The following is a 13,342-nucleotide window of genomic DNA, read 5'->3' as shown; positions in this document are numbered from 1 at the left end:
CCGCCGACCCTCTGCTTGTAAGGCAGATGCTCTCCCAGCTGAGCTAATCACCCTTTGCTTCGTTGAGGCCGCGAAATTTACGCAGGTAGCGGACCTAAGTCAATAGCCTGCTTGAAGTTTTTCTGAAAAAGACAAAATTGCTTCAAGACAGCGATCTGCCCTACTCGCTGTAAATCATCTTCTTGCTCATGCCACCGTCCACCACAAACTCTTGCCCGGTGACAAACCCCGCCTGGCGCGACAGCAACCACGCCACCATCGCCGCCACGTCTTCAACCGTGCCCACTCTGCCCGCCGGATGCTGGGCATGGTCGGCATCCGTCAAAGGCTCGGCACGTCGGGCCGCCGGATCACGCGCATCGATCCAGCCAGGGCTGACGGCATTGACCCGCACCTCCGGCCCCAGGCTCATGGCCAAGGCATGCGTCAGGGCCAGCAGGCCGCCCTTGCTCGCCGCATAGGCCTCGGTGTCCGGCTCCGACTGACGCGCCCGGGTCGACGCCAGGTTGACGATGGCACCGCCATGGGCACGCAGGTACGGCGCGCAGTGCTTGGCCAACAGCATCGGCCCACTGAGATTCACCGCCAACACGCGGTTCCAATACGCCAGGTCGAGGCTTTCCAGGGTGATATTGCGCGGGTCGGCCACGGCCGCGTTGCACACCAACGCGTCCAGCCGCCCGAACTGCCCCAGCACTTCTGCGACACCTTGGGCCACTTGTTTCTCGTCGGCGACGTCCATGGTGATAAACCAGGCATTGTCGCCCAGCACCTTGGACACCTTTGAGCCGCGCTCGCGGTCCAGGTCGGTCAACACCACTTGCCAGCCTTCGCTGATCAGCCACGCCGCGATCCCGAGACCAATGCCCCGCGCCGCGCCCGTCACCAGTGCGACGCGGCCGTTACCGACCGCCGCAGCATCCATGGACCACTCGATCACAAGGCCGCCAGCCCGCGGGCCAGGTCTGCCTGCAAGTCGGCCACATCTTCCAGGCCCACTGCGATGCGGATCAGGCTGTCGCGGATGCCGGCCGCTTCACGCTCTTGCGGCGCCAGGCGACCATGGGAGGTGGTGCTCGGGTGCGTGATGGTGGTCTTGCTGTCGCCCAGGTTGGCGGTGATCGAAATCAAGCGAGTGGCGTCGATAAAGCGCCAGGCACCCTCTTTGCCGCCCTTCACTTCGAAGCTGACCACGGCGCCGAAACCACGCTGCTGGCGCTGGGCCAATTCGTGTTGCGGGTGGCTCTTGAGGCCTGCGTAGTGCACTTTCTCGATGCCATCCTGCTGCTCCAGCCACTCGGCCAGGGCCTGGGCATTGGCGCAATGGGCCTTCATGCGCAGACTGAGGGTTTCCAGGCCCTTGAGGAAGATCCAGGCGTTGAACGGGCTCAGCGTCGGGCCAGCAGTGCGCAAGAAACCCACCACTTCTTTCATCTGCTCGCCACGCCCAGCCACCACGCCGCCCATGCAACGGCCCTGGCCGTCGATGAACTTGGTGGCCGAGTGCACGACGATGTCTGCGCCCAGCTTCAACGGCTGCTGCAATGCAGGCGTGCAGAAGCAGTTGTCGACCACCAGCATCGCGCCCTTGGCGTGCGCCACTTCGGACAATGCGGCGATGTCCACCAACTCGGCCAGCGGGTTGGACGGCGACTCGACGAACAGCAATTTGGTGTTGGACTTGATCGCCGCGTCCCAACCGGACAGGTCTGCCAGTGGTACGTAGTCCACTTCAATACCGAAGCGCTTGAAGTACTTCTCGAACAGGCTGATGGTCGAACCGAACACGCTGCGTGAAACCAATACATGGTCACCAGCGCTGCACAAGCTCATCACAACGGCGAGGATGGCCGCCATGCCAGTCGCCGTGGCCACCGCCTGCTCAGCGCCTTCAAGGGCCGCAATACGCTCCTCGAACGCACGAACGGTCGGGTTGGTGTAACGCGAGTAGACGTTGCCCGGCACTTCACCGGCAAAACGCGCGGCGGCGTCGGCGGCGGTGCGGAACACATAGCTGGAGGTGAAGAACATCGGGTCGCCGTGCTCACCTTCCGGGGTACGGTGCTGGCCGGCGCGCACAGCCAGGGTATCGAAAGCTACGCCATCGAGGTCGCTGTCCAACCGACCGGCATCCCATTCCTGACTCATGCTGCGACTCCTTACTCAATTCTTTATTTAAGATACAAAACCGGCCCCTCAGGGCCGGTGTTTACTCAGTTGTTATACAGATCGATGATCGCGCTGACCGCCTGGGTCTTGATCTTCGACGAGTCGTTGCGCGCCTGTTCGATCTTGTTCAGGTAAGCCTCGTCGACATCGCCGGTCACGTACTTGCCGTCGAACACGGCGCAATCGAACTGCTCGATCTTGATCTTGCCGCCGCCAACCGCTTCGATCAGGTCCGGCAGGTCCTGATAGATCAGCCAGTCGGCGCCGATCAGGTCGGCCACATCCTGGGTCGAACGGTTGTGGGCAATCAGCTCGTGGGCGCTCGGCATGTCGATACCGTACACGTTCGGGTAACGCACAGCTGGCGCAGCAGAACAGAAGTACACGTTCTTGGCACCCGCTTCACGGGCCATCTGAATAATCTGCTTGCAGGTGGTGCCGCGTACGATGGAGTCGTCCACCAGCATCACGTTCTTGCCGCGAAATTCCAGCTCGATTGCGTTGAGCTTCTGGCGAACCGACTTCTTGCGCGCCGCCTGGCCCGGCATGATGAAGGTACGGCCGATGTAGCGGTTCTTGACGAAACCTTCGCGGAACTTGACGCCCAAATGGTTGGCCAGCTCCAGCGCAGCGGTACGGCTGGTGTCCGGAATCGGGATTACCACGTCGATGTCGTGCTCAGGACGCTCGCGCAGGATTTTCTCGGCCAGCTTCTCGCCCATGCGCAGACGCGCTTTGTATACCGAAACGCCGTCGATGATCGAATCCGGACGCGCCAGGTAGACGTGTTCGAAAATACACGGGGTCAGTTTCGGCGCAACAGCGCACTGACGGGTGTGCAGCTTGCCATCTTCGGTGATGTACACCGCTTCGCCCGGGGCCAGGTCGCGGATCAGGGTGAAGCCCAACACGTCCAGGGACACGCTTTCGGAGGCGATCATGTACTCGACGCCTTCGTCGGTGTGACGCTGGCCGAACACGATCGGACGGATGCCATGCGGGTCGCGGAAACCGACGATGCCGTAACCGGTGACCATGGCCACGACCGCGTAGCCACCGACGCAACGGTTGTGCACGTCAGTCACGGCGGCGAACACGTCTTCTTCGGTTGGCTGCAGCTTGCCCCGCTGGGCCAACTCGTGGGCGAACACGTTGAGCAGCACTTCCGAGTCGGAACTGGTGTTGACGTGGCGCAGGTCAGATTCGTAAATCTCCTTGGCCAGTTGTTCAACGTTGGTCAGGTTACCGTTGTGCGCCAGGGTAATGCCGTAAGGCGAGTTGACGTAAAACGGTTGAGCCTCGGCCGAGGTCGAGCTGCCCGCAGTCGGGTAACGCACATGGCCAATGCCCATGTGCCCGACGAGGCGCTGCATGTGACGCTGATGGAACACGTCACGCACCAGGCCATTGTCCTTGCGCAGGAATAACCGGCCGTCGTGGCTGGTCACAATACCGGCAGCGTCCTGGCCGCGGTGCTGGAGGACGGTTAGCGCGTCATACAGCGCCTGATTCACGTTCGACTTACCGACGATACCGACGATGCCACACATGCGACGCAACCCCTACTTAATGAATCTTGACTGAACACTGCTTACTGAGGCGTTTTGGCCGGCAAGAGGTGTTCCTTGAACGGAAGATCAGCGGGTACGCTGATTCCGCTGGCCAGCCACTGACTGCTCCACCCCAGAATGAGGTTCTTGGACCAATCTGCAACCAATAGAAATTTTGGCACGAGTACCGACTCCTGCCACCACGAATCCTGCTGTACCGGCCCCAGGCTCAACAGCCCGACCGCCACGACCACCAGCAACGCGCCACGCGCAGCGCCGAAGGCCATGCCAAGAAATCGATCGGTCCCGGAGAGGCCGGTGACACGTATCAACTCGCCAATAAGATAATTGACCATTGCCCCCACCAGCAGCGTGGCGATGAACATGATGGCGCAGCCCGCGATGACGCGAGCCGAAGGTGTCTCGATGTAACCGGCCAGGTAAACCGACAATGAACCACCGAACATCCAGGCTACGACTCCTGCGATGATCCAGGTCAGCAACGACAGTGCTTCTTTTACGAAGCCGCGGCTTAGACTGATCAAAGCGGAGATGGCGACGATTGCAACGATCGCCCAATCAACCCAGGTAAATGGCACAGTGCAGCCTACGTACGGATAAGGCGGCGCATTTTAGCAGAGCGCCGGGCTGTCGGTAAGCTGTGATTGCGGGTGCGTTGCAAATCAATGGGTTGAGTAGGGCGAAGGCCTCCTCAGGACCACCAAATACAATGTGGGAGGGGGCTTGCCCCCGATAGCGATGGGTCATTATCAGAGAGGCTGACTGACCTACCGCCATCGGGGGCAAGCCCCCCCACATTGAGTGCATTCCAAGCTGAAACGGGGGTGAAATCAGCCGCGCTCAGGCTGAAAACGCACCACAAAGCCATTCAGGTTCTGCTGGCGACCCAGCAAGTCGCGCAGACGATCGGCCTCGGCGCGCTCGATCAGCGGCCCGATAAACACGCGGTTCTTGCCATCGGCACTGCGGATATAGGCGTTGTAGCCCTGAGCACGCAGCTTTTTCTGCAAGGCCTCGGCGCTCTCGCGATTGGCCAGGCTGGCGAGCTGGATCGACCAAGTGATCGGCAGGCCATTGGGATCGATGCGGCTTTGACCAACGTCCGGCTTGCCAGGCGCAGCAGGTTGCGGAGCTACCGGCTTGGGCGCTGGTGCCGGCGCGGCCGGCTTGGCGGCAACCGCAGGCGCTGCCGGAGCGGGCGCAGCTGCGGGTGCGGGCTTGACCACTGGCACGCTCGGCTGCACCGGCATGCTCGGCGCCTGCTGCGCAGCCACATCCGCATCACTCGGCACAGACTCCTCAGGCAACGCCTGCGGCTCGGGCACCACCACCGGCTCGACCTGAACTTGCGGTACCGTCGGCGTCTGGGGCGCAGCCGGCGCCTCAACGACTACCTGGCGCTGCTCGTCCTGACGCGAAAACAGCATCGGCAGAAAAATCACCGCCAACGCCACCAGCACCAGGGCTCCAACCATTCGCTGCTTGTATGCGCTATCCAGTAATGCCATGTGCAGCTTCCTCCGTGGAGCGCCGGGCCAACCACTCTAGCGCCTCGGCAACACAATAAAATGATCCGAACAACAGAATCTCGTCCTCGGCCGTTGCCACCGCACACTGCGCTTCAAGCGCGGCGGTGACGCTTGCATACGACGCCACTGGCGCACCAAGGTTCTGCAAGGCCGCTTCCAATTCGGCGGCCGGCCGACTGCGTGGCGTATCCAGCGGCGCAACCGCCCAAGCCTGGACATCACCCAGCAACGGCGCAACCACGCCGCCCAGGTCTTTGTCAGCCAACAGCCCGAACACCGCCAGGCGGCGACCCACCGGCGGTGTACGCGACAGGCGTTGTGCCAGGTACTCGGCGGCATGCGGGTTGTGCCCCACATCCAGCAGCAGGTTCAGGCGCTTGCCCTCCCACTCGAAGGTGCGACGATCCAGGCGCCCGACCACCCGAGTGGCCAGCAATGTCGCGGCAATCTGCTCGGTATGCCAAGGCAGATCCAGCAGCAGGTAAGCCTGCAACGCCAACGCAGCGTTTTCCATCGGCAGGTTCAGCAGCGGCAGATCACGCAGCTCTACCACCTGGCCGCGCGCATCACGCCCACGCCATTGCCAATGTTGAGCACCGATGTCGAGATTGAATTCGCGGCCGCGCAGGTAAAACGGGCAATCCAGCTCGCGCACCTTGTCGAGCAAGGGTTGCGGCGGGTCCAGATCACCACACAGCGCAGGCTTGCCCTGGCGGAAGATCCCGGCCTTTTCATAGGCGACCGACTCGCGGGTATTGCCCAAGTAGTCGGCATGGTCGACGCCAATGCTGGTGACCAGCGCCAGGTCGGCATCCACCACGTTGACCGTGTCCAGACGCCCACCCAGGCCGACTTCGAGAACCACCACATCCAATTGCGCACGCTCGAACAGCCAGAACGCCGCCAGGGTGCCCATTTCGAAGTAGGTCAAGGAAATTTCGCCGCGCCCGGCATCCAGTGCGGCAAAGGCCTCGCAGAGCTGCTCATCAGTGGCTTCTACACCATTGAGCTGCACCCGCTCGTTGTAACGCAGCAGGTGCGGGGAATTGTAGACGCCAACTTTCAGCCCTTGGGCTTGCAGCAGCGCCGCGACAAAGGCACAGGTAGAGCCTTTGCCGTTGGTGCCGGTCACCGTGATAACACGCGGTGCCGGCCGGCCCAACCCGAGGCGGGCCGCTACCTGTTGCGAGCGCTCCAGGCCCATGTCGATGGCTGACGGATGCAACTGCTCAAGGTAGGCGAGCCATTCGCCCAGGGTACGTTGGGTCATAGGTTTGCAGGCACCGGCGGTACAACGATCGGTTCGACTTTAGGCGCGACGTACACAGGCGTCGGCAGGCCCATCATTTGCGCCAACAGGTTACCCAGCCGTGGACGCAGCTCGCCACGGGCAATGATCATGTCAATCGCGCCGTGCTCCAGCAGGAACTCGCTGCGCTGGAAACCTTCCGGCAGTTTTTCGCGAACGGTCTGCTCGATCACGCGCGGGCCGGCAAAGCCGATCAGGGCCTTGGGTTCGCCGACAATCACGTCACCCAGCATCGCCAGGCTGGCGGAAACACCACCATAAACCGGGTCAGTCAGCACAGAGATGAACGGAATGCCTTCTTCACGCAGACGCGCCAGTACCGCGGAGGTCTTGGCCATTTGCATCAGGGAAATCAGCGCTTCCTGCATGCGCGCGCCACCGGAGGCGGCGAAGCAGATCATCGGGCAACGGTTTTCCAGGGCGTAGTTGGCGGCACGTACGAAACGCTCACCGACGATGGCGCCCATGGAGCCGCCCATGAAGGAAAACTCAAACGCCGACACCACGACCGGCATGCCCAGCAACTTGCCGCTGACGGAAATCAGCGCGTCCTTTTCACCAGTCTGCTTTTGCGCGGCGGTCAGGCGATCCTTGTACTTCTTGCCGTCGCGGAACTTGAGACGGTCAACCGGCTCCAGGTCAGCGCCCAGCTCGGCACGGCCATCGGCGTCGAGGAAAATGTCGATGCGGGCGCGGGCGCCGATACGCATGTGGTGGTTGCACTTGGGGCAAACGTCCAGGGTCTTTTCCAGCTCCGGGCGATACAGCACCGCGTCGCAGGATGGGCACTTGTGCCACAGACCTTCAGGAACCGAGCTTTTCTTCACCTCGGAACGCATGATCGAAGGGATCAGTTTGTCTACTAACCAGTTGCTCATGCTTTCTTTCTCCAGTACCGGTGGCTTGAACACAGCCCCGCGTATGCCCTTGAGCTAAATTCATATGTGGCGATGACACAGGCTGGACGGGGTCAGACGTTCGACCAGCCACTTCCTGCCTGTATCCTCAGCCTTCCAGACAACCTGCAGCGCGGGTTGCCACTACATTTCCGGGCCTCCCGCAGGCGGCGCCGATGCTGTTTTACACAGTGGTAGTTATGGACGGCGGCAGACTGCGAGCCGTCACATCACACCATTGCTGTTGCGCACCGCTTGCATGAATGCGCGAATCTTGTGGTGATCCTTGATGCCCTTGCCCTGCTCCACCCCACCGCTGACGTCGACGGCGTACGGCCGAACCTGCTCGATGGCGGCCCCGACATTCGCGGGGTTTAGCCCGCCGGCCAGGATAATCGGCTTGCTCAGCCCCTCGGGAATCAGCGTCCAGTCGAATGCTTCGCCCGTACCGCCCGGCACGCCTTCGACATAGGTATCCAACAGAATGCCACGAGCGCCAGTATAGGCAGCGCACGCGGCGGCGATGTCATCCCCGGCCTTGACGCGCAGCGCCTTGATATACGGACGCTGGTAGCTTTCACACTCGTCGGGGCTTTCGTCGCCGTGAAACTGCAGCATGTCCAGCTGCACGGCATCCAGGGTTTCGTTGAGCTCGCAGCGACTGGCGTTGACGAACAAGCCAACGGTGGTCACGAACGGCGGCAACGCGGCGATGATTGCACGCGCCTGCAACACATTCACCGCCCGTGGGCTCCTGGCATAAAACACGAAACCGATGGCATCCGCCCCCGCCTCGACTGCCGCCAGCGCGTCTTCTATGCGGGTGATCCCGCAAATCTTGCTGCGAACGGCTGACATGTCGTAGAAACCTCAGGGGTTGAACCGAGAAAGTCCCGGATGGTAACAAAAGCTATTCCGGGCGTCAGCCGCCAAGTTCGCTGAAACCTGTGAGGAAGTGTGGCCCGATGAAACGATCCGGCAATTCGAACTCGTCGCGGTACTCCACGTCCACCAGATACAGGCCAAAAGGATGCGCCGTCACCCCACCTGTGCGGCGGATACGACTTTCCAACACTTCTTTGGCCCACTCTACCGGGCGCTCGCCGGTGCCGATGGTCATCAACACGCCTGCAATATTGCGCACCATATGGTGCAGGAAGGCGCCGGCGCGGATATCCAGCACGATCATCTTGCCGTGACGGGTCACCCGCAGGTGATGGACTTCCTTGATCGGCGACTTGGCCTGGCACTGGCCGGCACGGAACGCGCTGAAATCATGCACACCGACCAAATGCTGCGCGGCCTCGGCCATGCGCTCGGCGTCCAGCGGGCGATGGTTCCAGGTGATTTCCTGGTTGAGGTGCGCCGGACGGATCTGGTCGTTGTAGATCACGTAGCGATAACGCCGGGCAATTGCCTTGAAGCGCGCATGAAAATGCGCAGGCATGACCTTGGCCCAAGTGACGCTGACGTCATGGGGCAAATTGATATTGGCGCCCATCACCCACGCTTTCATCGTGCGCTCGGCCTGGGTGTCAAAGTGCACTACCTGGCCACAGGCGTGCACACCGGCGTCGGTTCGCCCGGCGCACATCAGCGACACCGGCGAGTCGGCGACTTTGGACAAGGCATTTTCGAGGGTTTCCTGCACCGTCAACACACCCGAGGCCTGGCGCTGCCAGCCGCGATAGCGTGAGCCTTTGTATTCCACGCCCAGGGCGATGCGGTTAAAGCCTGCGGCCGCCATTTCGGCGGCCGCGTTATCTATATTTGCCAAGAACTGAGAGCCCGATGAGTTGCGCAAAGGCGGCCATTATAAAGGCGGCGCACGCATGAGGGGCGCTTTTGTTGCGAGGCCACACGCCAAACCAACTGTGGGAGCGGGCTTGCTCGCGAATGCAACGTGCCGGTCGCTCAACCAGCTAACCGGCACGTCACGCTCGCGAGCAAGCCCGCTCCCACACTGGTGTTACACCACCCTTCAGATTTTGCCGAGCATTTCCTTGGCTTCACCGCGCTGGGCTTCATCGCCCTCAGTCAGCACTTCGGACAAGATGTCGCGCGCGCCGTCGGCATCGCCCATGTCGATGTACGCCTGGGCCAGGTCGAGCTTGGTGGCCACTTCATCGGTGCCAGAGAGGAAATCGAACTCCGGCTCATCAGCGCCCAACGCCGCATCTTCAGCGGTAAAGGAAGGCTCGATCGGCGGATGCTCGAGGCTCTGGGACAGGCGATCGAGCTCAGCGTTGACATCGTCCAGCTCGGACGTGAAGGCATCCGGCTTGGCGGCCGGCGGCGCTTGCGGTTCGTCAGCCAGGGACAGGTCGAAGTCTTCCGGCAGGTCGAAATCATCCAGTGCGGCAGGGGTAAGGGTCGGCGGCTCAACGGCCGGCACATCCTTCATCTGGTCTTCAAGGCCCGAGAGGAAGTCATCGTCCGACTGCGTGGACGACGGCGCGTCCAGTTGCAGGTCCAGATCGAAGTCCGACATATCATCCGGGGCAGGCTTGGCTTGCGTCTCGCGCTGCAGGACCGACTCGAAACTCGACTCATCCTTGGGGCTGACCACGGCCGGCGAAGCGGCTTCCAGATCGTCCAGGCTCAAGTCGAAATCCGTATCGAACGCGTCGGGTTCCGGGGCTGGTGCTGCCGGTTTGTCTTCGAGCAGGTTCTTAACGTATTGAGCGTCCAGCGCCGCCGCGGCCACCGCAGCACTGACGCCCGCGGCCAACACGGCCATGGCCGGGAAGCGACTCTTGAGCTGCTCGACCTGAGCGTGGTTTTCGCCCGTGGCCACCAGTTGACGCTCTTGCGTAACGAAGCCGTCCTTGTCGCTCTGCAGACCGTACACTTCCATCAGCTTCAAGCGCAGATCACTGCGTTTGGGCTCGCGCTTGATCGCCTGCTCCAACACATCGGCGGCCTGATTCAGGTGACCACGGTCGATATGGGATTGAGCTTGTGCCAGCGCGTCGCTGGAGTTTACCGGGGCTACGGCGACCGCCAACGGCGCCAGCACGGAAGCCACGCTCGGCACCACGACAGGCTCAACCACGGGGGCGGGCGCAGGCGCGGCAGCCAGCTTGACGTTCGGCGGCGGCACTTCCAGGCCTTCGAAGCTGTCCGGTGGCAGGTCGTGATCCACACTCGGCGAGAACTGTGGCTCTTCAGCCAGCGCCCGCGCCATACGCAGGTGCTTTTCCTCTTCGAGGCGGGCGTTGCGGTGACGGGCCCACAGCAGCAGGAGCAACAACACCAGCAAGCCGGCAGCACCGCCGATGACCCCAAGGACAATCGGGTTGGTCAGCAGATCGTTGAATTTACCTTCGGTGGTGCTCGCCGGCGCGGCATCCGCCTTGATCGGCTCGGGCGTGGCCACCACGGCAGCCGGCGTCGCATCGGGTGCCGGCGCAGCCGCCGCAGTGGCCGCAGGCTCACCTGGCAGCTGCGCGGGGATGGTTGCTGTCGTGGGCGCAGTGCCCGGCACTGCCGGGTTACCGCCCTGAGCCTGCAACTTGGCCAGTTGATCGTTTTTCAGTTGAATCAGCTTTTGCAGCTTGTCCAGCTGGCTTTGCAGGTCGGCTGCGCGGCTTTTCAGCTCGGCATTGTCGCGGCGCGTGGTGTCCAGTTCTTCCTGGGTCATCGCCAGCTTGTCGCTCAATGCCCGACCGTCAGCGGCCCTGCCCTTGGCACCTTTCTTGGCGGACTCGGCCGACACCAGGCTCAAATTGTCCTTGGCATTGGTGCTCGAGGGCGCATCGCCTGCCTGGGTGCGCCGAGTGGCGTCGAGTTGCTGCTTGCCGGCGGCCTGATTATTGGCCGTGCGACGCCCCTGGCGCCAGGCGGCATTTTGCGCAGTGACTTCGGCAATCGCCTCCGGCTGCGGCAAGCTGGTGGCTTGCTGGCGATCCGGAAGACGCAGCACCTGGCCGGTTTTCAGGCGGTTGATATTGCCGTCGATGAAAGCATCAGGGTTGAGCGCCTGGATCGCCAGCATGGTTTGCTGGACCGACGCGCCGTTGCGGTTCTTCGCGGCAATTTCCCACAACGTATCGCGAGAAGTCGTGGTGTGCTGCGCAGCTTTGCTGACCGTGGGCGCCGTGTTGGCAGGTGCCGACTGGGTCGGCGCACTCAAGCGCGGTGCAGGTGCGCTGGCGGTCGGTGCCGGCTGCTCGAACTTGGCCGGGTCGAGCAGCACACTGTAGTCGCGCATCAGGCGGCCGTTGGGCCATTGCACTTGAAGCAGAAAACGTACATAGGAATCAGGCAGCGGCTTGCTGGAGGTGACGCGCACCACACTGCGGCCATTGGGGTTGATCACCGGGGTAAACGTCAGGTCATTCAGAAACGCCTGGCGATCCACGCCGGCGTCCACAAACGCCTGGTCAGACGCCAGGCTCGGGGTGATCTCGGAGGCGGTGAGGCCGCCGACGTCGAGCAATTCGATTTCCACCGCCAACGGCTGGTTCAACTTCGACTTGAGGGTCATCTCCCCAAGCTGCAGCGCCTGCGCCATACCGGAAGACAGCGCCGAGGCGGCCGCTATTGCTAACACCAGTTTGCGAACTTGAACCATAGCCTCATCCTTTGTTTGAACACTCCCCGGCCTGCGAGAAGGTTGGTAACCGCTGCCATAAGGCATGGCGAGCCGATAGGTTACCGACGCGCTTCTGTTTCGCTTGGGGCCAAGCATAGCGCCTGGCTAGAATCAATCTACAAATTGCCGCCAAGTATCTTTTACACAAGGCCTTTTATCAACAACTGCGCCAGCTGCACGGCGTTCAACGCCGCGCCCTTGCGTACGTTATCTGACGTCAACCACAGATTTAGTTCCGCCGGGTCGTCAACGCCCGCACGCACTCGTCCAACGTAGACCACATCCTGGCCGACCGCATCCCCAACGGCCGTAGGGTAGTCGCCCTCTTCCACCAGCTCGATCCCCGGCGCTGCCTCCAGTGCACGGTTGACAGCGGCCAGGTCGACCGGCGCGCCCAATTGCAAAGACACTGTCAGGCTATCGCCAAAAAACACCGGGGCTTGAACGCAGGTTGCGGAAATCTTTAGCAGAGGTGTTTCCAGCACGGCGCGCAGTTCGTGTACGAGGCGTTTCTCCAGGGCTGTATGACCTTGGGCGTCAGGCGTGCCGACTTGCGCCAGCAGGTTGAAGGCCATCTGCCGATCAAAGAACTTCGGCTCCAGCGGGCGCACGTTCAGCAGCTCGGCGGTCTGCCGGGCCAGCTCGCTGACGGCCTCGCGGCCCTGGGCCGAAACGGCCAGGTTGGCAGTGACGCTGACGCGCTGGATATCCAGCAAGCCGCGCAACGGCGCCAGAACCACCGCCAGGTTGGTGGCGGACGGACTCGGGCTGCCGAGCTGGAAGGGCTTTTTCAGGCCCTTGAGAATATGCGCGTTGGCTTCCGGCACGACCTGAGGTGCCTGGTCGGCCAGCAAGGCGCCGGAGAGGTCGATCACCGAGCAACCGGCCGCCGTGGCGCGTGGCGCGAAACTCAGGGTCACCGCCGGGCCTGCCGCGAAGAAGGCCAACTGGGCTTTTTTGAAGTCGAACTCATCAACTTCCTTGACCCGCACGTTTTTGCCGCGAAACGGCACCGAGGCGCCGGCCGAGTTGCTGCCCGCCAGCAAATACAGGGTGCCTACCGGAAAATCCAGCTCTTCGAGAATCTGCACCAGGGTTTCACCCACGGTGCCGGTTGCACCGATCACGGCGATTTCAAAGGTCTGGGTCATGGTGGCTGCCTCGGGCATTGCGGGGGGAGCGGCACTTTACCGGGTGGTGGGGAGTGAGGCAATTGGGCTGGGCCCTGGGGTGAGGCTGATGGCCCCATCGCGGGCAAGCCAGCTCCCACA

At 62.3% G+C, this 13,342-nt stretch carries 11 protein-coding genes; all 11 read right to left on the bottom strand.

The features are described from left to right. Window positions 1–160: 160 nt before the first annotated feature. The 11 genes from FPT15_RS28960 to FPT15_RS28910 all read right to left on the bottom strand — a co-directional run bounded on the left by FPT15_RS28960 (window position 161) and on the right by FPT15_RS28910 (window position 13,222). Window positions 161–925 carry an SDR family oxidoreductase gene (locus tag FPT15_RS28960; RefSeq protein ID WP_106576690.1) on the bottom strand — a complete coding sequence of 255 codons (765 nt, stop codon included), beginning with the start codon at window positions 923–925 and terminating at the stop codon, window positions 161–163. An 11-nt stretch (window positions 926–936) separates the two neighbouring features. Continuing rightward, the gene (locus FPT15_RS28955; protein ID WP_145166130.1) at window positions 937–2,148 is read right to left on the bottom strand and encodes an O-succinylhomoserine sulfhydrylase; all 1,212 of its coding nucleotides are present in this window, start codon (window positions 2,146–2,148) and stop codon (window positions 937–939) included. 65 nt (window positions 2,149–2,213) lie between these two features. Beyond that, window positions 2,214–3,719: an amidophosphoribosyltransferase gene (gene purF, locus FPT15_RS28950; protein ID WP_058426877.1), complete on the bottom strand. Its 1,506-nt coding sequence runs from the start codon at window positions 3,717–3,719 to the stop codon at window positions 2,214–2,216. 41 nt (window positions 3,720–3,760) lie between these two features. Beyond that, a complete protein-coding gene (locus FPT15_RS28945) occupies window positions 3,761–4,318 on the bottom strand; it encodes a CvpA family protein (protein WP_003192538.1) in 558 nt (185 codons plus the stop codon). A 252-nt stretch (window positions 4,319–4,570) separates the two neighbouring features. Further along, window positions 4,571–5,248, bottom strand: a complete 678-nt coding sequence (locus FPT15_RS28940; protein ID WP_145166129.1) for an SPOR domain-containing protein — start codon at window positions 5,246–5,248, stop codon at window positions 4,571–4,573. Next, the gene (folC, locus tag FPT15_RS28935; RefSeq protein ID WP_145166128.1) at window positions 5,232–6,539 is read right to left on the bottom strand and encodes a bifunctional tetrahydrofolate synthase/dihydrofolate synthase; all 1,308 of its coding nucleotides are present in this window, start codon (window positions 6,537–6,539) and stop codon (window positions 5,232–5,234) included. The genes FPT15_RS28940 and folC overlap by 17 nt, the downstream gene beginning before the upstream one ends. Further along, on the bottom strand, window positions 6,536–7,456 hold the full coding sequence (accD, locus tag FPT15_RS28930; protein WP_106576687.1) for an acetyl-CoA carboxylase, carboxyltransferase subunit beta: 921 nt from the start codon (window positions 7,454–7,456) through the stop codon (window positions 6,536–6,538). Before accD ends, folC begins: the two co-directional genes overlap by 4 nt. A gap of 243 nt (window positions 7,457–7,699) precedes the next feature. After that, window positions 7,700–8,332: a phosphoribosylanthranilate isomerase gene (locus tag FPT15_RS28925; protein ID WP_145166127.1), complete on the bottom strand. Its 633-nt coding sequence runs from the start codon at window positions 8,330–8,332 to the stop codon at window positions 7,700–7,702. A gap of 64 nt (window positions 8,333–8,396) precedes the next feature. Beyond that, complete coding sequence (truA, locus tag FPT15_RS28920; RefSeq protein WP_106576685.1) at window positions 8,397–9,221, bottom strand: tRNA pseudouridine(38-40) synthase TruA; 825 nt, start codon at window positions 9,219–9,221, stop codon at window positions 8,397–8,399. A gap of 234 nt (window positions 9,222–9,455) precedes the next feature. Beyond that, the gene (locus tag FPT15_RS28915) at window positions 9,456–12,050 is read right to left on the bottom strand and encodes a FimV/HubP family polar landmark protein (RefSeq protein ID WP_145166126.1); all 2,595 of its coding nucleotides are present in this window, start codon (window positions 12,048–12,050) and stop codon (window positions 9,456–9,458) included. Window positions 12,051–12,211: 161 nt separating this feature from the next. Then, on the bottom strand, window positions 12,212–13,222 hold the full coding sequence (locus tag FPT15_RS28910; RefSeq protein ID WP_145166125.1) for an aspartate-semialdehyde dehydrogenase: 1,011 nt from the start codon (window positions 13,220–13,222) through the stop codon (window positions 12,212–12,214). Window positions 13,223–13,342 lie beyond the last annotated feature (120 nt).

This window comes from Pseudomonas sp. RGB, assembly GCF_007713445.1.
Lineage (GTDB): Bacteria > Pseudomonadota > Gammaproteobacteria > Pseudomonadales > Pseudomonadaceae > Aquipseudomonas.
Note: the sequence above shows the minus strand (reverse complement) of the source record. Positions and strands in the feature narration are given on the sequence as shown.

Coding starts and splice junctions, on each gene's coding strand:
- FPT15_RS28960 (WP_106576690.1), bottom strand. CDS start 925: ATGGATGCTGCGGCGGTCGGTAACGGCCGCGTCGCACTGGTGACGGGC.
- FPT15_RS28955 (WP_145166130.1), bottom strand. CDS start 2,148: ATGAGTCAGGAATGGGATGCCGGTCGGTTGGACAGCGACCTCGATGGC.
- purF (WP_058426877.1), bottom strand. CDS start 3,719: ATGTGTGGCATCGTCGGTATCGTCGGTAAGTCGAACGTGAATCAGGCG.
- FPT15_RS28940 (WP_145166129.1), bottom strand. CDS start 5,248: ATGGCATTACTGGATAGCGCATACAAGCAGCGAATGGTTGGAGCCCTG.
- folC (WP_145166128.1), bottom strand. CDS start 6,539: ATGACCCAACGTACCCTGGGCGAATGGCTCGCCTACCTTGAGCAGTTG.
- accD (WP_106576687.1), bottom strand. CDS start 7,456: ATGAGCAACTGGTTAGTAGACAAACTGATCCCTTCGATCATGCGTTCC.
- FPT15_RS28925 (WP_145166127.1), bottom strand. CDS start 8,332: ATGTCAGCCGTTCGCAGCAAGATTTGCGGGATCACCCGCATAGAAGAC.
- truA (WP_106576685.1), bottom strand. CDS start 9,221: ATGGCGGCCGCAGGCTTTAACCGCATCGCCCTGGGCGTGGAATACAAA.
- FPT15_RS28915 (WP_145166126.1), bottom strand. CDS start 12,050: ATGGTTCAAGTTCGCAAACTGGTGTTAGCAATAGCGGCCGCCTCGGCG.
- FPT15_RS28910 (WP_145166125.1), bottom strand. CDS start 13,222: ATGACCCAGACCTTTGAAATCGCCGTGATCGGTGCAACCGGCACCGTG.